At 46.4% G+C, this 22,571-nt stretch carries 26 protein-coding genes and 1 tRNA gene; 22 read left to right on the top strand and 5 right to left on the bottom strand.

The window, feature by feature from the left end:
- Positions 1-6: 6 nt before the first annotated feature.
- Positions 7-354 carry an IS66 family insertion sequence element accessory protein TnpB gene (gene tnpB, locus KUA48_RS01865; protein ID WP_117588063.1) on the bottom strand — a complete coding sequence of 116 codons (348 nt, stop codon included), beginning with the start codon at positions 352-354 and terminating at the stop codon, positions 7-9.
- On the bottom strand, positions 342-752 hold the full coding sequence (locus KUA48_RS01870; protein WP_153112472.1) for a hypothetical protein: 411 nt from the start codon (positions 750-752) through the stop codon (positions 342-344). The genes tnpB (KUA48_RS01865) and KUA48_RS01870 overlap by 13 nt, the downstream gene beginning before the upstream one ends.
- Positions 753-1,388: 636 nt before the next feature.
- Between KUA48_RS01870 and KUA48_RS01875 the strand changes: the two genes are divergently transcribed.
- From KUA48_RS01875 to KUA48_RS01955, 17 genes are all read left to right on the top strand, one after another.
- The gene (locus KUA48_RS01875) at positions 1,389-1,799 is read left to right on the top strand and encodes a hypothetical protein (RefSeq protein ID WP_144021577.1); all 411 of its coding nucleotides are present in this window, start codon (positions 1,389-1,391) and stop codon (positions 1,797-1,799) included.
- Positions 1,787-2,134 (top strand): IS66 family insertion sequence element accessory protein TnpB, encoded by a 348-nt coding sequence (gene tnpB, locus KUA48_RS01880; RefSeq protein ID WP_117588063.1) that lies wholly within the window; start codon positions 1,787-1,789, stop codon positions 2,132-2,134. The genes KUA48_RS01875 and tnpB (KUA48_RS01880) overlap by 13 nt, the downstream gene beginning before the upstream one ends.
- A 100-nt stretch (positions 2,135-2,234) precedes the next feature.
- Entirely contained in the window at positions 2,235-3,824 is a 1,590-nt protein-coding gene (locus tag KUA48_RS01885) for an IS66 family transposase (protein WP_369503212.1), read from the top strand.
- A 275-nt stretch (positions 3,825-4,099) separates the two neighbouring features.
- Positions 4,100-4,774, top strand: a complete 675-nt coding sequence (locus tag KUA48_RS01890) for an HU family DNA-binding protein (RefSeq protein WP_218433397.1) — start codon at positions 4,100-4,102, stop codon at positions 4,772-4,774.
- Positions 4,775-4,871: 97 nt separating this feature from the next.
- Positions 4,872-4,967, top strand: coding sequence for a smalltalk protein (locus KUA48_RS01895; RefSeq protein ID WP_153072405.1), 96 nt, complete (start codon positions 4,872-4,874; stop codon positions 4,965-4,967).
- A 398-nt stretch (positions 4,968-5,365) separates the two neighbouring features.
- Positions 5,366-6,166 (top strand): YqiA/YcfP family alpha/beta fold hydrolase, encoded by an 801-nt coding sequence (locus KUA48_RS01900; protein ID WP_218433395.1) that lies wholly within the window; start codon positions 5,366-5,368, stop codon positions 6,164-6,166.
- Between the two features lie 2 nt (positions 6,167-6,168).
- Positions 6,169-6,468: a thioredoxin gene (gene trxA, locus KUA48_RS01905; protein WP_117588276.1), complete on the top strand. Its 300-nt coding sequence runs from the start codon at positions 6,169-6,171 to the stop codon at positions 6,466-6,468.
- Positions 6,469-6,500: 32 nt separating this feature from the next.
- Entirely contained in the window at positions 6,501-6,776 is a 276-nt protein-coding gene (locus KUA48_RS01910) for a DUF1294 domain-containing protein (RefSeq protein ID WP_215652558.1), read from the top strand.
- A gap of 24 nt (positions 6,777-6,800) precedes the next feature.
- Complete coding sequence (locus tag KUA48_RS01915) at positions 6,801-7,364, top strand: flavin reductase family protein (RefSeq protein ID WP_215652559.1); 564 nt, start codon at positions 6,801-6,803, stop codon at positions 7,362-7,364.
- 26 nt (positions 7,365-7,390) lie between these two features.
- On the top strand, positions 7,391-8,431 hold the full coding sequence (locus KUA48_RS01920) for a winged helix DNA-binding domain-containing protein (RefSeq protein ID WP_218433393.1): 1,041 nt from the start codon (positions 7,391-7,393) through the stop codon (positions 8,429-8,431).
- Entirely contained in the window at positions 8,432-8,665 is a 234-nt protein-coding gene (locus tag KUA48_RS01925) for a hypothetical protein (protein ID WP_218433391.1), read from the top strand. It begins immediately after the preceding gene.
- Positions 8,666-8,677: 12 nt separating this feature from the next.
- Entirely contained in the window at positions 8,678-9,346 is a 669-nt protein-coding gene (locus tag KUA48_RS01930) for a hypothetical protein (RefSeq protein ID WP_153073564.1), read from the top strand.
- 168 nt (positions 9,347-9,514) lie between these two features.
- Entirely contained in the window at positions 9,515-10,405 is an 891-nt protein-coding gene (locus tag KUA48_RS01935) for an AraC family transcriptional regulator (protein ID WP_218433389.1), read from the top strand.
- Positions 10,406-10,507: 102 nt separating this feature from the next.
- The gene (locus tag KUA48_RS01940) at positions 10,508-11,266 is read left to right on the top strand and encodes a carboxymuconolactone decarboxylase family protein (RefSeq protein ID WP_218433388.1); all 759 of its coding nucleotides are present in this window, start codon (positions 10,508-10,510) and stop codon (positions 11,264-11,266) included.
- An 11-nt stretch (positions 11,267-11,277) separates the two neighbouring features.
- Entirely contained in the window at positions 11,278-11,685 is a 408-nt protein-coding gene (locus KUA48_RS01945) for a DNA alkylation repair protein (protein WP_218433387.1), read from the top strand.
- Positions 11,686-11,693: 8 nt separating this feature from the next.
- Positions 11,694-11,957, top strand: coding sequence for a hypothetical protein (locus tag KUA48_RS01950; protein ID WP_218433386.1), 264 nt, complete (start codon positions 11,694-11,696; stop codon positions 11,955-11,957).
- A 2-nt stretch (positions 11,958-11,959) separates the two neighbouring features.
- Positions 11,960-12,478 carry a ribonuclease H gene (locus KUA48_RS01955; protein ID WP_218433385.1) on the top strand — a complete coding sequence of 173 codons (519 nt, stop codon included), beginning with the start codon at positions 11,960-11,962 and terminating at the stop codon, positions 12,476-12,478.
- 319 nt (positions 12,479-12,797) lie between these two features.
- Here KUA48_RS01955 and KUA48_RS01960 read toward each other — a convergent pair.
- Positions 12,798-12,872, bottom strand: a tRNA-Arg gene (locus KUA48_RS01960).
- Between the two features lie 251 nt (positions 12,873-13,123).
- Between KUA48_RS01960 and KUA48_RS01965 the strand changes: the two genes are divergently transcribed.
- From KUA48_RS01965 to KUA48_RS01985, 5 genes are all read left to right on the top strand, one after another.
- Positions 13,124-16,357 (top strand): S41 family peptidase, encoded by a 3,234-nt coding sequence (locus KUA48_RS01965; protein WP_218433384.1) that lies wholly within the window; start codon positions 13,124-13,126, stop codon positions 16,355-16,357.
- A 311-nt stretch (positions 16,358-16,668) separates the two neighbouring features.
- Positions 16,669-17,622 (top strand): signal recognition particle-docking protein FtsY, encoded by a 954-nt coding sequence (ftsY, locus tag KUA48_RS01970; RefSeq protein ID WP_006846481.1) that lies wholly within the window; start codon positions 16,669-16,671, stop codon positions 17,620-17,622.
- 3 nt (positions 17,623-17,625) lie between these two features.
- Positions 17,626-18,927 (top strand): 30S ribosomal protein S12 methylthiotransferase RimO, encoded by a 1,302-nt coding sequence (gene rimO / locus KUA48_RS01975; RefSeq protein ID WP_218433383.1) that lies wholly within the window; start codon positions 17,626-17,628, stop codon positions 18,925-18,927.
- Positions 18,928-18,984: 57 nt separating this feature from the next.
- On the top strand, positions 18,985-19,275 hold the full coding sequence (locus KUA48_RS01980; RefSeq protein ID WP_006846479.1) for an HU family DNA-binding protein: 291 nt from the start codon (positions 18,985-18,987) through the stop codon (positions 19,273-19,275).
- Positions 19,272-20,609: an HU family DNA-binding protein gene (locus KUA48_RS01985; RefSeq protein ID WP_256624479.1), complete on the top strand. Its 1,338-nt coding sequence runs from the start codon at positions 19,272-19,274 to the stop codon at positions 20,607-20,609. The genes KUA48_RS01980 and KUA48_RS01985 overlap by 4 nt, the downstream gene beginning before the upstream one ends.
- Before the next feature lie 79 nt (positions 20,610-20,688).
- Here KUA48_RS01985 and KUA48_RS01990 read toward each other — a convergent pair whose 3' ends face one another.
- The gene (locus KUA48_RS01990; protein ID WP_153073557.1) at positions 20,689-21,813 is read right to left on the bottom strand and encodes a TlpA disulfide reductase family protein; all 1,125 of its coding nucleotides are present in this window, start codon (positions 21,811-21,813) and stop codon (positions 20,689-20,691) included.
- Between the two features lie 76 nt (positions 21,814-21,889).
- Positions 21,890-22,543 (bottom strand): 7-cyano-7-deazaguanine synthase QueC, encoded by a 654-nt coding sequence (queC, locus tag KUA48_RS01995; RefSeq protein ID WP_006846476.1) that lies wholly within the window; start codon positions 22,541-22,543, stop codon positions 21,890-21,892.
- Positions 22,544-22,571: the final 28 nt, after the last annotated feature.

Raw genomic sequence — 22,571 nt, forward strand, 5'->3', positions numbered from 1 at the left:
ATGCACCTATAGATTAAGCCGTTTCCTATATCTCATACTTTTCAGGCAAATTCCGCTCATGATGGCAGATAGCGTCTTGTACGGCATTTTGCATTGTTTGCTTTGGGGATCAAAGAATGGTAATTCAAAGGTTCCTCGCTCCAGTCGCTTCTGATACAGCAAGAAACCGTCGCCATCCCATTTTAGCATTTTTACCTGCTGGCGATTCTTTGAGAAGAAGATGAAGACGGCACCACCGAGTGGCGGCAGCTCCATCTCCGTCCTCACAATCTGGTACAGGCCATTTATGCCCATGTTCATTCGGACATATCGCTGGCAGACGTAATACTGGGTGTTTTCGTTTAATCCAAACATAGCAAGTCCTCCTTCTCGTAAAGTTTCATCAGATGCATGACTGATTTGGCACTACCTTTCTTGATGGTGACTATCGTTCCATTGGGAAAGGTTAAGGTTATGCCGAAAAGATAATTTTCCGGGCAGACGGAATCGGATGACATTTCCATGGGAAGGAACATCATCCCAGTGTCCTTGGCTGTTGCTTCGGAACATTCCTTACGGGCTTCGGCCTGAAGCAGACGAATCTGTTGTTTGGCTAACCTAACAGAATAACCTTTCTCTGACATCCATCTATGCATCGAGCGATGGTTTACATGCCGTTCCTTTAAAAAAGGAATCAAACTGGCTTTTGGATTATGATTCAAATGAATCTGGAAGGCATTCCATGCCCTCTCATAACGTTCTGTTGCTCTCATAATTTCGTTGCTTTTAAAATTATGGTGCAAAGGTAAGAACTTTTACGATAAAGGGCAAGGTATAAACGCGGAGCCGCTTACGTAGAATGAGGTAAAGAGAGGAGAAAAAGCAATATAAGAACTCATTTCCGGCACTAGAGAATGTAGATTATACTTATACATAAAAACATTAATAGCAACTTTAATATACTGGTATAAATGTGTAATAAACAACTAATTACGAGACGTTACCTTATTTACTGCAAGTCTTTAAAACAGAAATATTCTATCCGGTCATTAAGGTCAAGGTCATTAAGGTTTCGGAGAAAAAACATTTTCCTATAGTATATATAAATATATTTATATATACTATAGCTCAAAATGACCGATTCCCATTTTCTTAATGACCTTAATGACCTTGACCTTAATGACCGCTTTTTCACGTTTCTTCAGCTACCTTCAATGCGTATTTTCCTGTTTTGCTATGTTTCTGCAATAAACTTCTGATAGAAAACGATAGAAAGTATAATCTATCAGAAACTTACGTCATTTTCGGAATAGAAAGTTAGGGTAAAAGTAAGCGGCTCCGCGTTTATACCTTGCCCTTTATCGTAAAAGTTCTTACCTTTGCACCATAATTTTAAAAGCAACGAAATTATGAGAGCAACAGAACGTTATGAGAGGGCATGGAATGCCTTCCAGATTCATTTGAATCATAATCCAAAAGCCAGTTTGATTCCTTTTTTAAAGGAACGGCATGTAAACCATCGCTCGATGCATAGATGGATGTCAGAGAAAGGTTATTCTGTTAGGTTAGCCAAACAGCAGATTCGTCTGCTTCAGGCCGAAGCCCGTAAGGAATGTTCCGAAGCAACAGCCAAGGACACTGGGATGATGTTCCTTCCCATGGAAATGCCATCCGATTCCGTCTGCCCGGAAAATTATCTTTTCGGCATAACCTTAACCTTTCCCAATGGAACGATAGTCACCATCAAGAAAGGTAGTGCCAAATCAGTCATGCATCTGATGAAACTTTACGAGAAGGAGGACTTGCTATGTTTGGATTAAACGAAAACACCCAGTATTACGTCTGCCAGCGATATGTCCGAATGAACATGGGCATAAATGGCCTGTACCAGATTGTGAGGACGGAGATGGAGCTGCCGCCACTCGGTGGTGCCGTCTTCATCTTCTTCTCCAAGAACCGCCAGCAGGTAAAAATGCTAAAATGGGATGGCGACGGTTTCTTGCTGTATCAGAAGCGACTGGAGCGAGGAACCTTTGAATTACCATTCTTTGATCCCCAAAGCAAACAATGCAAAATGCCGTACAAGACGCTATCTGCCATCATGAGCGGAATTTGCCTGAAAAGTATGAGATATAGGAAACGGCTTAATCTATAGGCGCATAAGATTATATTTAATGAACTGTGTATCAACAAGATAGAAAAATAAATATCTAAAAATCCTTGCATATCTCGATATTTTTTCGTACCTTTGCACTATGAAAAAGGACGAAATTATAGTACTTTTAAAGAAACAGCTTCAGCTTGCAAACGAACAGCTTCAGCAAGCTAATGCTACGGTGAGTTCATTGACTACACAGGTCAACGAACTCATTGAACGTATAAAGTCATTAGAAGAATTACTCGTCCAGAAAGGAATCGCCATTGACAAAGCGAATCGTCAGAACAAGGCACTCGGCAAGCTCGTTTCAGGCAAGAAGTCCGAACGTCAGGAAAAGAATCCACAAGACTCGATGACCCAGGAGGAATTTGACAAGAAGAAAACAGAGCAGGCCGAAAAGAGAAAGGCACGCAAAAACAACGGAGCCAAGCGTGACATGCATTACGAGATGAAAGAGGTGCATGTTACGATAGATCCAGTCATGGATGCAGAGTTTTTGAAGACGTTGCGTCTCTTCGGAACTCGTACCTGTATACGTTACAGCATGGAACCCATCAAATTCATCAAGACCGTGTATCACATCAACACTTATACTGATGGAAGTATCATGTATCCGGGGAAAACTCCGCCGGCTCTGTTGTTGAATTCTTCCTATTCACCTTCCTTTGCAGCAGGACTCCTGCAGATGCGATACATCTATTCCATGCCGGTAGAGCGAATCATCAAATACTTTGCCGACAATGGGTTTACGTTAAGGAAAGCCACGGCAAACAAACTGATTGCCAGAAGTGCCGATGTACTGGAAAACTTCTATAAGGCTATCTGCCAAGTAGTGTTGCAGCAGGATTATGTCTCGGCAGACGAGACATACCATAAAGTGCTGTTAGCCAAGACAAAGCCTACGGACAAGGGTTCGAAGAAAGGCTACTTCTGGGCTGTAAGTGCGCCTAAACTGGGACTTGTCTTCTTCGTATATGAGGATGGATCACGCTCTGAGCAGGTCATACTTAACATATTCTCTGATTATAAAGGTACCATACAGAGTGATGCATATGCTCCTTACCGGAAACTGGAGTCGGATGCTTATCCTGACATTATGAGAATCGCCTGCCTGCAGCATGTCAAGAGAGATTTCATCGACTGCGGCAAGGAAGACAAGGATGCTCAGGAGGTCGTAGATATCCTCAACAGATTTTATCGAGAAGACAAAAAACATAAGGTTGGGGTAAATGGATGGACCGTTGAAGACCATCTAGCCTATCGGCAGTCATATGCACCGGACATTTTGCAGGATTTATTGGAGAAACTGGAGGAAATATCTTCCAGGAAAGATTTGCTGCCCAAGTCTACCTTGGCGCAGGCGGTCGGCTATGCCCTTAATGAATATAATGCCATTTGTGACATCTTCAAAAGAGGTGATACGGCTCTCGATAACAACTACATTGAGAGAATCCAGAGATACATATCACTATCAAGAAGAAACTCAATGTTCTTTGGTTCGCACGAAGGAGCAAGCCGGGCGGCTATCCTATATTCTATCGCAATCTCATGCAGGCTGAATGGCATTAATCTGTTTGAATACATATGCGACGTAATAGAAAAGACTGTAGAATGGCAACCCAATACCCCATTAGAAAAATATAGAGACTTACTTCCTGACCGATGGAAAAAGCAGCAACAGCATTAATTTAATCAGCTGTTACTGCTTTTTTTTGAATTATGCAAGGTATAAACGCGGAGCCGCTTACGGGTAAAAGCTTGCATTCTGTCCGAAAATGTTGTATCTTTGCACCGGCAATCGAAAGAACAGCCTTTTGTGCCTTGCTCGGGTCTTCTATTAAGACCAACACGGGTCATAAATGATGGCAGGCGCCGGTCATCAATGAAGACCCCGAAAACGGCAGGAACGGGGCGTTCTGGGGAGTTGCAAAACAAAGGACTCTAAACATACTACAAACGACTATGATTAATTACAGCATCGTAATGCGTAGCGTGAACGCAAATCTTCTGGAAATCAACCAGGCGAAGTCACGCATCAACCAGGCAAAGAAGGAGGGTACAACCCCTGACCCAAAGGACCTGAAACTCGTGAAGACTGAGAAGCAGAATGCTTTCGCCATCTCACAGTACACCGATATCATGACCATCGAGAAGTTTGCCAAGCACATCACCTCTCATGGAAGTGTCTATTCGAGAGCCGACATCAGCGCCATCCTCTACATTGCCGTAGACTGTATGCGTGAGATGTTGCTTGAGGGCAAGAAAATCCGTCTGGGTGACCTCGGTGATTTCTCTCTCCTTCTCACCTCGAAGGGTGCTGAGGATGCTGACAAGTTCACCGCACAGAACATCACCGGCGTGAAGGTTCAGTGGGAGCCAGGTCAGGAGTTTAAGAACCTTCGCGATGACGCCGAGTTCAACCTCGTAGCCAGCCGCAGCGCTCAGGCAGCCGTTATCAAGGCGATTAAGGAGGGTAAGACCAACGTTGACCTCAACGCCCCAACTACTCCGGATAATACGCCAGGCGGTTCTACCCCAGGTGGTTCAAACACCGGTCAGACCGGCAGCGAAGGCCAAGGCTCTGAATCAACCGGCGGTACTACCGGCAAGGACGATACTGGCGACGGCCTTGAATAGTCCAAGGATAGATTGGCTAGGGCGCTAGCCCCCTAGCCCAGCCTATCCGCCCACAAAAAATTCAACATTCAACACTCAACATTCAACATTCAAAAAAATGAAAGCGAACACTTGGAAAACAATTCTTCAGATAGCCATCAGCATTCTGACCGCTATCGCTACTACGCTCGGAGTAACGAGCTGTATGGGATAAAAAACATGGAGTCCACCTTTTATAATAAGCAGACTCAGCCATAAAAATGAAAATCGACCGCTCACCTCAATACGAGGAGAGCGGTCGATTTTTTGTTCTACCGGGAAATCCGGTCATGAAGGGTCAAAGTCATTAAGGGTCATTATCATTTTCAACCCCCAAAGATTCCGGTCATTTCCGGTCATGGTCATTAAGGTCATTAAGGATTTCAGATTATCAAAATATCCCTCTATCTTATAAAATAAGGTTAAATCAAGTTCGCCCTGCCAACAAAATCCATCCATATAATCACTTTTCTGAATATTTTTTGTATTTTTGCAGATATATTGCCTAATATGGGAGTTAAGCATAGCTTATCCTCCTAGATTACAGGCGCATCATTGTCAAATGATTAGAGCATGAAGAAGATATTATTCCTACACGGATTCTTCGCCACGGGCAGCTGTCCGATGGCGAGAGCCTTGAAAGAGGCGTTTGAGGGGACGGCAGTGGTGCTGACTCCTGATCTCCCATTGCACCCAAAGGAGGCACTGAAGGAGATTCGCTCCATCATCGACCGGGAGCAGCCCGACTTGCTTCTGGGCAACAGCTGCGGCTCTTTCCTCGCCCAGATGCTGGCTCCGGTGGTGGGCATTCCTGCCCTGCTCGGCAATCCGTATTTCATGATGACGGAGTTTCTGAAGGAGCGCATCGGCGAGCATGAATACAAGGCTCCGAGAAGGGACGGAAATCAGCGGCTGGTGATTGACGAGGCGCTGATAGAGGAGTTTGCGGAACTGGAAGCCGTGCAGTTTGACCATTGCAACCCCTATTATAAGAATCGTGTGTGGGGACTTTTTGGTGAACAGGACACCCTGGCTCACTTCTCCCCTCTCTTCCTGGAGCACTACAACCAAGCCTTCCATTTCCCAGGCGGTCATACGCCTACAGAGCAGGAGGTGAAGACCTGGTACGCTCCCCTTGCCCAGAAAATGCTGATGGAGTTTTCAGCAAAGGAAGAAAGATATTTCCAGCACTTTAAGGGCGGCAAATACAAGTTCATCCATTCTGCCTTCGACTCCGAGACTCAGGAGCGCATGGTGGTTTATCAGGCTCTCTATGGAGACCAAGCCTATTGGGTAAGACCGGAAGATATGTTCTTCGGGAAAGTTACGAGGGACGGCAAAACTTTTAATCGTTTCACGGAAATAGATAAATAATTATGGAGACATTTAATAACGTAATAAACAGTGGCCAGCTTGTTCTGGTCGATTTCTTTGCTACATGGTGCCAACCTTGCAAGGCGATGCACCCCATTCTGGAACAGGTGAAGAGTGTGTTGGGCGACCGCATCCGAATCATCAAGGTAGATGTAGATAAGTATGGCGTAACAGCAAGCCAATACCGCATTCAATCCGTGCCTACGCTGATGCTCTTCCGAAACGGAGAAGTATTGTGGCGCACAAGCGGTGTGGTAGATAAAGCCGAACTTCTGGCTACGCTTGATCCTTTCTTGACATAAAAGAATAAAGGAGTAACAATAGGAAAATGAGTATGAACACTTTACATAGTTATCTCGCCTACTATCTCCTTGCTATCAATGCAGTTACATTCATCGTGTACGGCATTGACAAATACAAGGCGAAGAAAGCCAAGTGGCGCATTTCCGAAGCCACGCTTTTGTTGCTGGCTGTTCTTGGAGGAAGCATCGGGGCATGGATTGGAATGAAAGTCTGGCACCATAAGACGATGCACAAGAAATTCAAATACGGCATTCCTGCCATTCTGCTGATACAGATTGCGCTGATGGCGTATTTACACATGAATTAAAAAACAAAATAAATAACGAAGTATATGAAAAGTTTTGCACCAAAGCCGTGGGTAGTACCACAGCCTGTGCTGATTATCGGCACATATAATAAGGAAGGAGTTGCCAACGCAATGAACGCTGCCTGGGCAGGACAGTGGGACATGAAGGAGATTATGATCTCGATGGGAAATCACGTCACCACAGACAACCTGAAGCTTGGCGGTGAGTTTACCGTTGCCTTCGCTACCAAGAAAACCATGGTGGCTTCTGATTTCGTGGGCATTGTTTCTGCCAAGAACGCCCCGAAGAAGATGGAGAAGACGGGATGGAACATCGAGAAGGCGACTATGGTCAACGCTCCTGTGTTCACCGATTTCCCGATGACCCTGGAGTGCCGCATCAAGGAGAAGTATGACGAAAGCGAAACCGGCTATTATCTCATTGCCGAAATCGTCAATATTCTTGTAGATGAGAAGTATCTGGCTGAAGACGGAAATCCAGACATGGAGAAGATGGAACTGATTGTCTACAATCCTATTCATCATAGCTATATCCAGCTGGGCGAGAAAGTCGGTAACGCTTTCTCAGACGGCAAGGCTTTGAAATAATCAACGTAATTTTCGACTCACAAACAATGAATCCAATAGCAATACGTCTGCTTTCGCAGCAGCTCATCTGCCCTCAATTTGATACTCCCCAAAAGGTGGTGTCTCATTTTGGAGCCATGCAAGCCCAGGATTACCGGATGGTAAGATGGGCTGTGATGATGCGTACTCGCAAACCATCTTCCATCGCTTTCAAAAAAGCATTCGATGAGGGTGAGATAGTCCGTCTTCACCTGCTGCGTGGCACTTGGCAACTGGTTTCAAATGAAGACTATTGGTGGATGCTGGACCTGATTTCACCTAAGGCAACTTCTGTTGTAAAAGGATGGATGAAGAGTAATAAAATCAGCATCGATGATTCTGAGCTCAATCTGATTCACGAGATATTTGTTCAAAAAACCGATGAGATGCAGTCTGTAACAAGCAAAGACCTGAACGAGACTTTGCTCGAAAAGGGCATCATCATGGACAAACATCGCCTATCCTACCACATTCGCTTTAACGAATTGAACGGTACTTTCTGCAGCGGCAATCTTCTTCCTACAAAGGCGACATACAGTCTCACAGAAAAGAAGGTTCCAAGAACAGCCAGGCTGGAACGTGATGAAATGCTGATGCTTCTGGCAAGAAAATATTTTCAGAGCCATTCGCCAGCCACATTCGAAGATTATGTCTGGTGGTCAGGACTGAGCACTTCTGATTGCCAACGAGGCATTGAGTTGCTTGGTTCAGAACTGAGGGTTGAAAAATGGAAAGACTATCAGTTCTACCTGCATGAATCATGTCGAACACGTGGATTCAGAAGAGGAAAGACTCATCTGATAGCTCCCTTTGATGAATATCTGATTGGTTATAAAAGCCGGGAATTAGTAATCCATTCACATCAAATGCCGTCTGCATACACTAATAATGGCATTTTCTTTCCTGTTATCGCCCATGATGGCAGAATTTGCGGCAACTGGAATCCTTGGGAGAAAAATCTCAACATCAGTTATTTTGATTCGATAGAAAAGGATTTGTCATTTGAGAAGCAATGGAATACATTTAATGAAACGATAAAGAAAAAATAAATGACTATTGATACAACAAACCTCTGCTCGCATCTTCAAAAGAAGTTGTTTGAACCTGAGGGAGTATATTATCCTATCTGGCAAGCCATGCAGAATGATGAGGAGTTGACTGCCGTAGTTCGCTCACGACAGCTTCATATCTATCGTAATGGTAAAAAGATTCTCATTCTCGCTGGCAAGACTCAGCCGAAGATTATCAGAGAGGATAAACTGAATGAATTGATAATAAGATAAAGAACGAAGCTTATGAACTTTCCAGAAATATATTCAGCGTCAGGCATGATAGAACTGATCCAGAAGATCGGCTTCCTCCCTCTCCTTGATAGTGGCATTGAAGGATTCTCAGCCGAAGACATCGTGGCGGAAGACTGCGGTTACGTAAGACTTCCTGAAGGCGGTTGGGACTGGCCGCTATGGAAATGGAAGGGCGCAATCGTTCAGGAAATGCCGTGTATGTACGGAAAGTTCTTTAACAAGAAGGCTGGATTCATCAGCCAGGAATGGTGGCCGGACTTCTGTAACTACAGAAGAAGCAAATACTCTCGCCCTGATGATGAATCAATAGAAGGAGCCATTCTCAGCACGCTTCAATCTACCGGTAGTCTCATCACAAGAGAACTTCGGGCAGCCTGCGGTTTCACCGGCAAGGGAATGAGAAGCAAGTTTGACGGTTATCTCACCCGACTGGAAATGGCGACTTACATCGTGACCGAGGATTTCATCTATCCTCGTGACAAGCACAATCACGAATATGGCTGGGGTTGGTCGCTGCTCAATACTCCCGAAGATCTCTATGGCAGGGAGGCTTGCCAATGCAATCGCACTCCCCAGGAATCTTATCAGAGGATTTTCGAGCATCTGAAAGAAATCCTGCCTGACGCTTCGGATAAACAGATCATTAAATTAATTGGATAAAAATGAGAAAGGAATAAAGAGTAATGTGAAGGCGTGGAGATGAAATATGGAAGAATGGAATAAATCTCCGATAATGGTAAAATCTTCCGAAAACCAGGTATAAGCTCTTTTGGAGAATGTGCGTATCTTTGCACCCAAGAAATTTAGAATTTTAAAAGGCTTAGGATTATGAAGGAATTATTCTTTAATACCATACAGGAGTTCAACGACTACATTGGGGTGAAAACACTTCATCCTCTGGTAAGCATTGCACGTGTAGAGAACACCTCTCCGATACAGGAGGCTGTGCATCACTACGGACTTTATGCCCTCTTCCTGAAGGAAAACAAGGGCTGCAAATTGTCATACGGCAGAACAGAATATGATTTTGACGAGATGACCGTCACCTCGTTTGCTCCAGGTCAGTCGATTAAGGATGAACCCATTCCAGGAATACCGCTTGCCAAATATACGGTATTGGCTTTCCATCCCGAGTTGCTCAACCGCACCCAGCTTGGCAAGAACATCTCCCGCTATGAGTTCTTCGACTATACAAGCAACGAAGCTCTACATCTATCCGCTGCCGAGGTAAACATCTTCCGTGATGTACTCTCAATGATTAAGCAGGAACTTCAGCATCCTATAGATAGACATTCGCGTGAACTCATCGTTTCAAACATCGAGTTGCTGCTAAACTACTGCCTGCGCTTCTACGACCGACAGTTTATCACACGCGAGGAGATAAACCATTCGGTAGTAAAGAAATTCACCTCTCTGCTCGATGAATACATTGCCCGGAAAGCGGAGCATGAAGGGCTGCCTACCGTAGCCTACTTTGCCGACAAATGCTGCTATTCTACCAAATATTTCGGTGAATTAGTCAAGACAGAGACTGGCAGAACCGCAAAGAGTCTGATCAGCGACCGACTGCTTTCTGCAGCCCGCCAACTACTTGTAGATGAAACCTTAACCATTACGCAAGTCAGCCAGCGCCTCGGCTTTGAATATTCTCAGCACTTCGTCCGCTTTTTCAAGGCACAGACGGGAAAGACTCCAAGCGAGTACCGCAAAACTGCTTAAATATAATGAAGCATATATAGAATAACTGTTATTTTTTACATCAAAGATGTTTTCTGGAGAAGAATTTGAAAATATGGAGAAGATTTTAAAAAAAATGATACAATGAAGAAAATAGTACAGACAGCAGGGCGCACCCAGCTGGGTGAGTTTGCCCCGGAGTTCGCCCACCTCAACGACGACATCCTCTTCGGAGAAGTATGGAGCCGCAATGACCTGCTTTCATTGCGCGACCGCAGTTTAGTAACAATCACTTCGCTCATCAGCCAAGGAATCACCGATAACTCGCTGAAATATCACTTGCAGTCGGCAAAGAATAACGGAATTACCCGCACGGAAGCGGCAGAGATTATTACTCACATCGCCTTCTACGCAGGTTGGCCAAAGGCCTGGGCTGCCTTCAATCTGGCAAAGGAGGTATGGAACGAAGATGTGAAAGGAGAAGACGCTAAGTCTGCTTTCCTGCGCGAGATGATATTCCCTATTGGCGAACCCAACACAGCTTACGCCAAATACTTCAAAGGCAACAGTTATCTGGCACAAATATCTGATAGTCAGATACCTTTCTTCAACGTTACCTTTGAGCCTGGCTGCCGTAACAACTGGCATACGCACCACGCCACAAAGGGTGGCGGACAAATGCTGGTAGGTGTAGCCGGACGTGGCTGGTATCAGGAGGAAGGCAAGCCTGCGCAGGAAATCCTCCCCGGCACAGTCATCCACATTCCTGCCAACGTGAAGCATTGGCATGGTGCCGCAAAAGACAGCTGGTTTGCCCACCTCGCCTTTGAAATACCTGGCGAGAACACATCCAACGAGTGGCAGGAGGCTGTGAGCGATGAGGAATATAACAAGATAAAATAACAATAAGATTTATGACTTCACTTCAAGAAAGACTGTTCACCATGCAGGATAAGCAGTATGCTGCTTTCCATGCGAAACTGACACCGGGAGTGCCTATGGAAAGTTTCATAGGCATTCGTGTGCCTGTGCTCCGCAAGTTCGCAAAAGAATTTACAAAGGAGAAAGAATGCGAGGAGTTCCTTCAGCAGCTTCCTCACGAATACTACGATGAGAACATGCTTCACGGTCTCCTCATTTCCGAGGTAAAGGACTACGAGGAATGCATTCGTCTTACAGACAGTTTCCTGCCATTCGTGGACAACTGGGCTGTTTGCGACATTATGTCTCCGAAGGTGTTTCCAAACACAAGAAGGAGCTATTGGCGAAGATCAAGACTTGGAGTAAATCGTCACACGTTTATACTTGTCGTTTTGGAATAGAGGCGCTTATGTCTCATTACCTGGATAAAGACTTCAAGGCAGAGTATCTTGAAATTCCTGCATCAGTAAGGAGCGAAGAGTATTACGTAAAGATGATGGTAGCCTGGTTCTTCGCCACCGCCCTTGCCAAGCAATGGGACCAGGCGATTCCCTACATCGAGCAACAACGCCTTGCTCCCTGGACGCACAACAAGACCATCCAGAAGGCCATCGAGAGCTACAGAATCACGCCCGAGCAGAAGGAATATCTGCGGACATTGAAGATAAAATAATTATGACACAAGATACATCTACATATTACGTTTGGATAGGTGGCTCATGTGATTATGGCCATAAAGAGCGAGCTGGTGGTGCTGCCGTTGTGATTGAGCATAACGGCAACATCATCAGCCGTGATGTAATCAGCGACTTGCACACCACGGAGTTCCGCATGATGCTAACCCTCATGGTGAAGGTAATGCAGGAAATACCGGAAGGTTCCGACATTCTCTTCCTGACCAATGCCGCCTATATTCAGAACTTTGACAAGACTCCAACGGCTAAATCAGCCAACCGAACGAGCAGCGAGAGCAAAGATGCAAGCTCGCTTGCAATCTCTGCCGAGTCGCGAGGGAGGAAGGCGAGAGCCAACTCCGACTTGATCATTCAATGCATCGAGGAAAAGAAAAGGCACAACTCAGTCGGGGTCAAGATTGTGCAATATCACAAGAGTCCACTGCTGATAGAAACCCACGATAGGGCTACGGAAGCAATGGCAAAGACAAGAAAGGAGTTTCATCTGAAAAACAAGTAAATGTTTAGGAGCTATTTCCGGTCATTAAGGTCACGGTCATTATGGTCATTAAGGATTTCAACTTCTCTATTCTGGTAACACATTAGCGCTTTTTGATAACACATTTGTAACACACATGGATGATTTCTCAATACACCAAATTCATAACATATTGATTAGCAGCTATTTACGAAAAGAGTACATAAAAGAGGAATAAGTGATAAAATATATTTAAAAACAAAAAAGAACAACAGAGATAAGTGCCTATAAATAAGCAGCTTACTACTATTGTTCTCCCATGCTAATTTTGTACAAATAAGTTTCATTTTGCTTATTATCGTGATTCCGTTGGGGTTCGAACCCAAGACCCACAGCTTAGAAGGCTGTTGCTCTAATCCAACTGAGCTACGGAACCAACACTTTTCAAAACGCAAAATTGTCTAACCAGCGCCATTGGGCAATCTATTAGCCACTTTTCTTATTTGCGGCTGCAAAGGTACATATATTTTTTGAATACACCAAACTTTTTCTCACTTTTTTCTTTTTTTATGCTTAAATATCGCAAAAAATAACTACCTTTGCATCCGTTAGGAGCAAGAAACTGCATTCTGACCCCGAAAGAGAAGAGATTTTTATAACGCATATTCAAACATAAAACATACGCAAATGAAAAAGTTAATCTTTTCAGTAGCCCTGCTCTCAGCAGCACTCTCTGCCAGCGCAGAAGAACATCCGCTCTGGATGCGCTACCCAGCCATCTCGCCCGATGGCACAACCATCGCCTTCGCTTATAAAGGCGACCTCTACAGTGTTTCTGTCAACGGCGGTGAAGCACGACAGCTCACAACCCATGCAGCCTTCGATTCGCATCCTGTATGGAGCCCTAACAGCAAGAAAATTGCCTTCCAGTCTAACCGCGAAGGAAGTCTCGACATCTTTGTAATCGATGCAAAAGGCGGTGCTCCTACCCGACTCACCACCAACAGCGGCAGCGAAACACCTATCGCCTTTGCAGACAACGACCATGTGCTCTACTCTGCCAGTCTGCAGCCTACAGCCCAGAGCATCATCTTCGGCGACAACACATTCCCACAAGTATATAAGGTAAGCACCAAGGGCGGAAGACCAGAACTATTCTCTACCCTCACCATGGAGAATATCAGCATCGCCAAGAACGGCGACATTCTCTACCACGACAAAAAGGGATATGAAGACCCTTGGCGCAAACACCAGAAATCACCTATCGCACGCGACATCTGGCTGAAGAGTAACGGAAAGTTTACCAAGCAGACTACCTTTGCCGGCGAAGACCGCTCGCCAGTATGGACATCAGACGAGAAATCATTCTTCTATCTGAGCGAGCAGGACGGCACATTCAATATCTACCGCCGCAGCCTCAACAGTTCAAGCGACAAGCAGATTACCCACCACAAAGGCAATCCGGTAAGATTCCTCACCGCATCCAGCGCCGACCTGCTCTGCTACGGATATGATGGAGAAATCTACACCGTGAAAGAAGGTGGAGAGCCTCAGAAGGTGAACATCTCCATTACAACAGATAATGACGCTCCAAGCCTCGTACGTCAGATTAAAAGCTGGGGAGCTACAGAGATTTCCGTTTCGCCAGACGCCAAGGAAGTGGCTTTCGTGATGCATGGCGACGTATACGTAACTTCTGTAGAATACACCACTACCAAGCGCATTACCGACACACCGCAGCAGGAGCGCGACCTGAGTTTCTCGCCAGACGGCAGAGCCCTGGTCTATGCAGCCGAGCGCAACGGCGTATGGCAGATTTACCAGTCTAAGATCAAGAACGAGAAAGAGAAGAACTTCACCTACGCTACCGACATCGAGGAAGAGCAGTTGGTGAAAACAGGCGTTACATCACAGTATCCACAATACTCTCCTGACGGCAAGGAAGTGGCTTTCTTCGAAGACCGCGCTGCACTTCGCATCATCAATCTGAAATCGAAGGAAATCCGCACCGTGCTCGATGGCAAATACGTCTACTCTTACAGCGATGGAGACATCGCTTTCGAATGGTCACCAGACAGCAAATGGCTCCTTTCAACCTATATCGGCAACGGCGGCTGGAACAACCAGGATATTGCACTGGTAAAGGCTGACGGCAAGGAGGTTCACAACCTGACCAATTCCGGCTACAGCGACAGCAACGGCAAATGGGTGCTCGACGGCAAGGCAATGCTCTTCCAGAGCGACAGAGCCGGCTACCGCAGTCATGGAAGCTGGGGAGCAGAAGACGATGCCTACATCATGTTCTTCGACCTGGATGCCTACAACCGCTTCAACATGAGCAAGGAAGAAATAGAACTGTCTGACGCCAACAAGGACGAAAAGGAGAAGAAGGAAGACGAGAAGAAGGAAGAGGCTAAAAAGAAGGCTGACGAAAAGCAGAAGAAGACCGGAAAGATAGAGGTGGAAAAAGTGAAGCCACTGGAGCTGGACATCGAAAACTGCCGCGACAGAATCGTACGCCTCACCGCAAACTCTTCGCACATGGGCGATGCTGTGCTCTCTAAAGACGGCGACAAGCTCTACTACCAGGCAGCCTTCGAGGATGATTACGACCTCTGGCAGCACGACCTGAAGGACGGCTCTACCAAGCTCGTGATGAAGGGCGTAGGCCAGGGCAACCTGCAGACCGACAAGGATGTGAAGAACCTCTTCATCTGCAACGGAAGCAGCATCAAGAAGGTGGATCTGAGCGGATTCAGCACCAAGGACATCAGCTTTGAGGCTAACTTCAACTATAAGCCAGCCGAGGAGCGCCAGTATCTCTTCGACCACATATGGCGACAGGTGAAAGACAAGTTCTACGACCCCAAGATTCATGGTGTTGACTGGGAAGGTTACCGCAAGACCTATGAGAAGTTCCTGCCTTACATCAACAACAATTTCGACTTCCAGGAGATGTTGAGCGAAATGCTTGGCGAGCTGAACGCTTCGCATACAGGAGCCCGCTACTACGCTTCGAACAGCGCGCTTACCACCGCCAATCTGGGAGTATTCTTCGATCCTCAGTATCAGGGCGACGGCCTGAAGATTCAGGAGATTATCAAGCGTGGTCCTTTCGATGTGAAGAATACGGGCGTTACAGCCGGCAGCATCATCGAGAGCATCGACGGCGAGGAGATTAAAGCCGGAATGGACTACTTCCCATTGCTCGACGGAAAGGTTGGCAAGAATGTACGCCTCGGCATCAGAAACGCCAAGGGTAAGAAGATGGAGGTTACAGTGAAGGCTATCTCTCAGGGCAAACTCAACAACCTGCTCTACAAGCGATGGGTAGACCGCAACCGCGCTTTCGTTGACAGTATTTCGGGCGGACGCATCGCTTATGTTCACGTTAAGGCGATGGATTCGGAGAGTTTCCGCACCGTTTACAGCGAACTGCTGAGCGACAAGAACCGAAACAGAGACGCTGTAATCGTAGACGAGCGCCATAATGGTGGCGGCTGGTTGCACGATGATCTCTGCACCCTGCTCAACGGCAAGCAGTATCAGGAGTTTGTACCTCACGGTAAGGTAGTTGGCCGCGATCCATTCAACAAATGGGTGAAGCCATCTTGCGTCATGATCTGCGAGAACGATTACAGCAACGGTCACGGTTTCCCATGGGTTTACAAGGAACTCGGAATCGGTAAGCTGATCGGTGCTCCTGTAGCAGGAACCATGACAGCCGTATGGTGGGAAACGCTGATGGACAACACGCTAGTATTCGGTATTCCTCAGGTAGGCTGCCGCGACATGCGTGGCGTGTTCGGCGAGAACACCCAGCTGAACCCAGACATCGAGGTTTACAACAGTCCGGAAGATTTCATCAATGGCCATGATACCCAGCTCGAAAGAGCCGTAAAGGAAATGATGAAGAAATAAACAGAACGCCCTGCAGGGGTCCAGAAGCAGAATCGCTTCTGTCCTCTTGCAGGGCGAATTGTTTTTGTAGCAGACAACATTAATTTATTAAACCTTATTAACCCACATTATCGGTAAAAAACCTTCTGTCATGACATAAAACCCTCTAAATCTTTACTTTTTTTCTTGAAAAGGGCGAAAAAGCAAGTGAAAAAGCCATAAAATAAAAAAAAATGAGTATCTTTGCAGAAGATAAGCTGCACTCGGCAATTTGAAAGCAAGCTTTCATTGCGCTCATTTGCGTTATCTTTGCAAAAAATATAAACAAGATTATGGGATTATTCGGATTATTCAGCAACAAAAAGAAGGAAACTCTCGATAAGGGACTTGAAAAAACCAAGGAGAGTGTGTTTGGCAAACTGGCGCGCGCCGTTGCCGGAAAGTCTACCGTCGATGATGATGTGCTCGACGATCTCGAAGAGGTACTCATCACTTCAGACGTAGGTGTAGAAACCACGGTCAAGATTATCCGCCGCATCGAAGAACGTGTGGCCCGCGATAAATATGTTTCAACCAGCGAGCTCAACCGCATTCTGCGCGAGGAAATCGCCATTCTCCTCTCCGAGAATCACAGCGATGACCTGGCAGACTGGGAACTTCCTGCCGACCATAAGCCTTACGTTATCCTCGTAGTAGGCGTAAACGGCGTGGGCAAGACAACCACCATCGGCAAGCTGGCTTACCAGTTTAAGAAGGCTGGCAAGAAGGTTGTTCTGGGAGCTGCCGACACCTTCCGTGCCGCTGCCGTAGAGCAGATTTGCATCTGGGGCGAGCGCGTGGGTGTGCCTGTAGTGAAACAGCAGATGGGAAGCGACCCGGCAAGCGTGGCGTTCGACACCCTGCAGAGCGCCAAGGCAAACGGCGCCGACGTGGTGCTCATCGATACGGCAGGCCGACTGCACAACAAGGTGAACCTGATGAATGAGCTCAAGAAAATAAAGGAAGTGATGAAGAAGGTAATGCCTGAAGCACCAGACGAGGTAATGCTCGTGCTCGACGGAAGTACCGGACAGAATGCATTCGAGCAGGCTAAGCAGTTCTCTGCCGTTACCAACATCTCCTCGCTCGCCATCACCAAGCTCGACGGAACCGCTAAGGGCGGAGTTGTCATCGGCATCAGCGACCAGCTCAAGGTGCCTGTAAAATACATCGGACTGGGCGAAGGAATGGAAGATCTGCAGCTCTTCAACAAGACAGAATTCGTAGACTCTCTCTTTAAAAATTAGAAAATGAAGAAAAATCAGATAGATATTATTACCCTGGGCTGCTCGAAGAATCTCGTAGACAGCGAGTTGCTGATGAAGCAGTTTGAGGCAAACGGCTACCATTGCGTTCACGATTCCAAGCGCCCTCAGGGCGAGATAGCCGTCATCAATACGTGCGGATTCATTGAGGATGCAAAGCAGGAAAGCATCGACACCATCCTGGAGTTTATCCAGGCTAAAGAAGAAGGCCGACTCAGAAAGCTCTATGTAATGGGCTGCCTCTCGCAGCGCTACCAGAAGGAACTGGAAGAAGAAATGCCCGAAGTGGATAAGTTCTACGGCAAATTCAACTACAAGCAGCTTCTGCAGGAACTCGGCAAGGCGGAAGTTTCATCCTGCAACGGCCAGCGTCATCTCACCACTCCGCGCCATTATGCCTACATCAAGATAGCTGAGGGCTGCAACCGCCACTGTGCCTACTGCGCCATTCCTATCATCACCGGCAAGCACGTTTCCCGTCCGAAGGAAGAGATTCTGCAGGAGGTGCGCGAACTGGTAGCAGAAGGCGTGAAGGAGTTTCAGATTATCGCTCAGGAACTCACCTACTACGGCGTAGATATTGACGGCAAGCATCATATTACCGAACTCATCAGCGAGATGGCTGATATTCCGGGCGTGAAATGGATTCGCCTGCATTACGCTTATCCGAACCAGTTCCCAATGGATCTTCTGGACGTGATGCGCGAGAAGCCAAACGTATGCAAATATCTCGACATTGCCCTCCAGCACATCAGCGACCACATGCTCACCAGCATGCATCGCCACGTAACGAAGCAGGAAACCATCAATCTGCTGAAGGCCATCCGCGAACGCGTGCCAGGCATTCACATCCGCACTACGCTGATGGTTGGTTTTCCAGGCGAGACAGATGAGGATTTCCACGAACTCCTCGACTTCGTACGCGAACAGAGATTTGAGCGCATGGGCGCCTTTGCCTACTCTGAGGAAGAAGGAACCTACAGCGCCACCCACTACGAAGACAACGTGCCTGCCGAGGTAAAGCAGCGCCGGCTGGACGAACTGATGATTCTGCAGCAAGACATCAGCTCTGAGGTTGAGGCTGATAAGGTGGGCAAAACCATGACCGTTATCATCGACCGCAAGGAAGGCGATTACTACATCGGACGAACAGAGTTCTGCTCTCCGGAAGTAGACCCTGAGGTTCTGATCCATGCCAATGAGAAGCGTCTGCGCGTGGGTAGTTTCTATCAGGTAGAAATTACTACAAGCGAAGAATTTGACCTCTATGGCAAGGTGGTGAAATAATCATTCTCTCCCCCATAGCCTGGAGTTTTAGAAATTTTGACTACATATTAAATAAATATGAACAATAAGGAATACATCGCTGAACTGGCTCAGCAAACCGGCTATTCGCAGGAAGACACCCAGAAGTTGGTGCGCAAGGCGATAGACGCTATGATTGCCGAGTTTGAGGATGGAGAAGCTGTCTCTATCCCCAATTTTGGCACCTTCGAAGTGAAGAAGCGCATGGAGCGAGTGGTGGTTAATCCTACTACCAAGAAGCGTCAGCTGGTGCCGCCTAAGTTGGTGTTGGGTTTCCGACCGGTAGCTTCGGTCAAGGAAAAACTAAAGAATGGAGGGGATGAGCAATGAGCAAATTCAGTTTAAATACACTTGGAAAACTGCTTGCAGATAAGAGCGGGCTGAGCCAGGTGGAAGCAGAACTCTTCATCCGGAAAATGTTTGATGTGTGCAACCAGGGACTCGATGCCGACAAGCAGGTGAAGATAAAATGGCTGGGCACCTTTAAGGTACAGGCCACGAAAGACCGTGAAAGCATCAATGTGAACACGGGCGAGCGCTTCACCATTGAAGGCAGAGACAAACTCACCTTCACGCCTGACAACATCCTGAAAGAAATCGTGAACAAGCCATTCGCCCAATTTGAAACGGTGGTGGTAAATGACGGCGTAGATTTCGATGAAATAGATGAGAAGTTTGGAGAAGAACAGACAGAAGATGCTCCTGAACAAGTAATCGATTTTCTGGACGAAGAAAAAACTGCAACTCCAAATCCGGAGGTTGTCGTAATTGAATCTGAAAAGGAAAAGGAAAAAGAAGACGAACTGGCAAAGCAAATTGCTATTGAACAAGCTAAACTGGAAAGATTAAAACAAGCCCAACTGGAGCAGGAAAGAATACAGAAAGAAAAGCAAGAGCAGGAAAGACTGGAGCAGGAAAGACTGGAGCAAGAGAAGCTTGAATTAGCCCAGCAACAGCAAGCCCTGAAAGCAGTTGTTGAACCAGCAGTACCTGCATCAGATGAATCTGAAGAAGAAGAGGAGGAAGAAGAAGAAGAATCTTCCAATTCTCATCATATTGTTATTCCTCGCTATCTGGTCGTTGCAGTCTGTCTCATCGTAGTAGCTTTGATTGGCGGAATGGGATGGTTTGCCTTCAACTATGGTCAGATGACTGCCCAGCGCGATCATCTAGCCATGCAGCTAAACCAGTATCATCAGGCTCCAGCCAAGAAAGTCCCAGCCAAACCAGCTGCCGCCCCACTCTCTCAGGAACAGAAACTCCGCCAGAAAGCGATGGAAGACAGCATCCGTATGGCTAAAACTGCAGAAGCAGTAAAACTGGCTGAAAATTCGGATGAGGAAAGTGCTAACGCAGAAAAGGCTAAGCAGGCTGAAGCAAAGGCTAAGGCAGAAGCTAAAGATAAAGCCGAAGAAAAGGCTGCTTCGAAAATAGCATCATCCCAGTATGATAAGGACGCTCGCGTACGCACGGGAGCTTACCGAATCATAGGAGTTGCCCAGACCGTTACGGTTGGCGCCGGTCAGACCCTCGAACAGATTAGTACCCGCTATTTAGGTTCCGGCATGGAATGCTACGTAGAAGCCCTGAATGGTACAAGCACCGTAAAAGCCGGACAGAAAATCAAGATTCCGAAACTGGAATTGAAAAAGAAAAAGAAGTAAAGTACTGAACAAACAAAAATCGCCCTGTAAGAGCAAATATAATTTTGCACTTACAGGGCGACATTGTTTTATGTTAACATTACTTGCCCAACACTTCATCAAGCAATGTGTAGAAAGCAGGATCCTCACCAACAATAGTCTTGATAATCTTACCGTTAGCATCAATCACAATCTTTGTAGGGAAACCCTGAACAGCATAGTCGCTGAGAACCTTGCTGTCCTTCGGATTGTAAACATGAATCCATGGCAACTGGTGCTTCTCAACAGCAGCCTTCCACTTAGCCTCTGTATCATTACAATCTACACCAAGAATTTCAAACTTACCCTTGTACTTCTCGTAATACTCCTTCATCTTAGGCATTCCCTTGATGCACCATCCGCACCATGAACCCCAGAAATCGAGTACGACAATCTTGCCGCGAAGGCTGGAAAGCTTAAAATCATTTCCCTTAATATCCTTCAGCGTAAAGTCAGGAGCCTCAACACCGGCAGCCTGCACCTTCTTAGCCTTCTCCTCAGCCTCAGCACGTTTCTTAGCCATATCAATCATTGGCTGGTAGAAAGCCTTCATTCTGCCGTTCTTCACATTCTCAGAGAGCAAGCCCAGCAGTTTCTCCATCTTGCTGACATCATCAAACTGCTCGAAGATAGTAGCACAAGACTCATAATCAGGATGCTGTTTTACGAAATTGAAAATCTTATCGTCCTTTGCCTTTTGCAGGGCAGGAGCCTTCTGCTCATACTCTGCCATGATGGTCTGCTGGGTCTCACCATTCTTGATTCTCTGGTTCAGGGAAGCTTCGTAATCTCTCAACTCCTTATTAGCATTCTCCAGCAGAACATCTACTTCATGATACTGCTGATAGAACTTAGAACCCGAAATATCGAAGCGGGTCTTTGCATCGCCCTTAACTTCAGCCTTCTCGCCAGGAACACAAGGCAGGTTGAACATAAACTGACCTGCACCACGATAAGCTTCAGGTGAGAGGAAAACGTATCCGGCTGCCTTATCAAGGTTTGCAGAATAGGTAAACTTGCCATTCTTCACCAAAACCGTATCCATCTTAACATTTCTGCCCTTGTAAACAAGTACAGAATCGGAATTGAAATTCTTCAAATCCACCTTCAACTGGAAGTTGCTCTTCTGAGCCATTGCAGCGGTTGATGCAAGCATCAGAGCCGCAGATAAAATCGCTGTTTTCATTTTTCTTTTATTATATTTATTCTGATTACACCTTATTATATATAGGGAACGAAGAACGCCTGGTTCGTCGTCATCCTTATTCTTCATACTCGGTAGTATCCTCAATACCCGCCTCGGCCAAAGCCTCCTTGCGCTCAACGCAGGTTCCGCATTTGCCACAATGCTTCTCACCGCCCTTATAGCAGCTCCAGGTTTCAGCATAGTCAATGCCCAACTTCTTGCCTATCTCCGCAATCTGCCCTTTGGTAATATTCGTATAAGGAGCCACCACGCGCACATCAACGAACGTTCCTGCTTCAGCAGCCTCATCTATCGCCTTGATAAACTCCGGACGACAGTCTGGGTAAATCGTATGATCGCCACCATGGTTAGCGATGAAAACTTTCTTCAGATTATTACTCTCAGCAATGCCGATGGCAATGCTCAACATGATTCCATTACGGAAAGGAACCACCGTACTCTTCATATTATCATCAGCATAATGACCCTCAGGAATTGCATCGGCACCTTCAAGAAGAGAACTCTTGAAATACTGATGCATGAAACCCAAATCTATCGTAATATGCTTGATTCCCAAACGCTCACAATGCATCTTGGCGAAAGGAATTTCACGCTCGTTATGATTACTTCCATAGTTAAAACTAATGCCGAGCGCAATCTCGTCTTTCTTATCGTAGAGCAGCGTGATGCTATCCATGCCACCGCTCACAATGATTACTGAATCCTTCATTTTACTTTGAATTTTGAAATTTGAAATT

The organism is Segatella copri, from assembly GCF_019249795.2.
Classification (GTDB): domain Bacteria; phylum Bacteroidota; class Bacteroidia; order Bacteroidales; family Bacteroidaceae; genus Prevotella; species Prevotella copri_B.

Bases quoted from the DNA above. Each gene is read 5' to 3' on its own strand.
- KUA48_RS01990 (WP_153073557.1), bottom strand. From the start codon at position 21,813: ATGAAAACAGCGATTTTATCTGCGGCTCTGATGCTTGCATCAACCGCT.
- KUA48_RS01875 (WP_144021577.1), top strand. From the start codon at position 1,389: ATGAGAGCAACAGAACGTTATGAGAGGGCATGGAATGCCTTCCAGATT.
- KUA48_RS01885 (WP_369503212.1), top strand. From the start codon at position 2,235: ATGAAAAAGGACGAAATTATAGTACTTTTAAAGAAACAGCTTCAGCTT.
- KUA48_RS01955 (WP_218433385.1), top strand. From the start codon at position 11,960: ATGACACAAGATACATCTACATATTACGTTTGGATAGGTGGCTCATGT.
- queC (WP_006846476.1), bottom strand. From the start codon at position 22,543: ATGAAGGATTCAGTAATCATTGTGAGCGGTGGCATGGATAGCATCACG.
- KUA48_RS01945 (WP_218433387.1), top strand. From the start codon at position 11,278: ATGACTTCACTTCAAGAAAGACTGTTCACCATGCAGGATAAGCAGTAT.
- KUA48_RS01965 (WP_218433384.1), top strand. From the start codon at position 13,124: ATGAAAAAGTTAATCTTTTCAGTAGCCCTGCTCTCAGCAGCACTCTCT.
- ftsY (WP_006846481.1), top strand. From the start codon at position 16,669: ATGGGATTATTCGGATTATTCAGCAACAAAAAGAAGGAAACTCTCGAT.
- KUA48_RS01870 (WP_153112472.1), bottom strand. From the start codon at position 752: ATGAGAGCAACAGAACGTTATGAGAGGGCATGGAATGCCTTCCAGATT.
- KUA48_RS01940 (WP_218433388.1), top strand. From the start codon at position 10,508: ATGAAGAAAATAGTACAGACAGCAGGGCGCACCCAGCTGGGTGAGTTT.
- KUA48_RS01915 (WP_215652559.1), top strand. From the start codon at position 6,801: ATGAAAAGTTTTGCACCAAAGCCGTGGGTAGTACCACAGCCTGTGCTG.
- KUA48_RS01910 (WP_215652558.1), top strand. From the start codon at position 6,501: ATGAACACTTTACATAGTTATCTCGCCTACTATCTCCTTGCTATCAAT.
- trxA (WP_117588276.1), top strand. From the start codon at position 6,169: ATGGAGACATTTAATAACGTAATAAACAGTGGCCAGCTTGTTCTGGTC.
- KUA48_RS01930 (WP_153073564.1), top strand. From the start codon at position 8,678: ATGAACTTTCCAGAAATATATTCAGCGTCAGGCATGATAGAACTGATC.
- KUA48_RS01925 (WP_218433391.1), top strand. From the start codon at position 8,432: ATGACTATTGATACAACAAACCTCTGCTCGCATCTTCAAAAGAAGTTG.
- rimO (WP_218433383.1), top strand. From the start codon at position 17,626: ATGAAGAAAAATCAGATAGATATTATTACCCTGGGCTGCTCGAAGAAT.
- tnpB (WP_117588063.1), top strand. From the start codon at position 1,787: ATGTTTGGATTAAACGAAAACACCCAGTATTACGTCTGCCAGCGATAT.
- KUA48_RS01980 (WP_006846479.1), top strand. From the start codon at position 18,985: ATGAACAATAAGGAATACATCGCTGAACTGGCTCAGCAAACCGGCTAT.
- KUA48_RS01950 (WP_218433386.1), top strand. From the start codon at position 11,694: ATGTCTCATTACCTGGATAAAGACTTCAAGGCAGAGTATCTTGAAATT.
- KUA48_RS01895 (WP_153072405.1), top strand. From the start codon at position 4,872: ATGAAAGCGAACACTTGGAAAACAATTCTTCAGATAGCCATCAGCATT.
- KUA48_RS01920 (WP_218433393.1), top strand. From the start codon at position 7,391: ATGAATCCAATAGCAATACGTCTGCTTTCGCAGCAGCTCATCTGCCCT.
- KUA48_RS01935 (WP_218433389.1), top strand. From the start codon at position 9,515: ATGAAGGAATTATTCTTTAATACCATACAGGAGTTCAACGACTACATT.
- KUA48_RS01890 (WP_218433397.1), top strand. From the start codon at position 4,100: ATGATTAATTACAGCATCGTAATGCGTAGCGTGAACGCAAATCTTCTG.
- KUA48_RS01985 (WP_256624479.1), top strand. From the start codon at position 19,272: ATGAGCAAATTCAGTTTAAATACACTTGGAAAACTGCTTGCAGATAAG.
- tnpB (WP_117588063.1), bottom strand. From the start codon at position 354: ATGTTTGGATTAAACGAAAACACCCAGTATTACGTCTGCCAGCGATAT.
- KUA48_RS01900 (WP_218433395.1), top strand. From the start codon at position 5,366: ATGAAGAAGATATTATTCCTACACGGATTCTTCGCCACGGGCAGCTGT.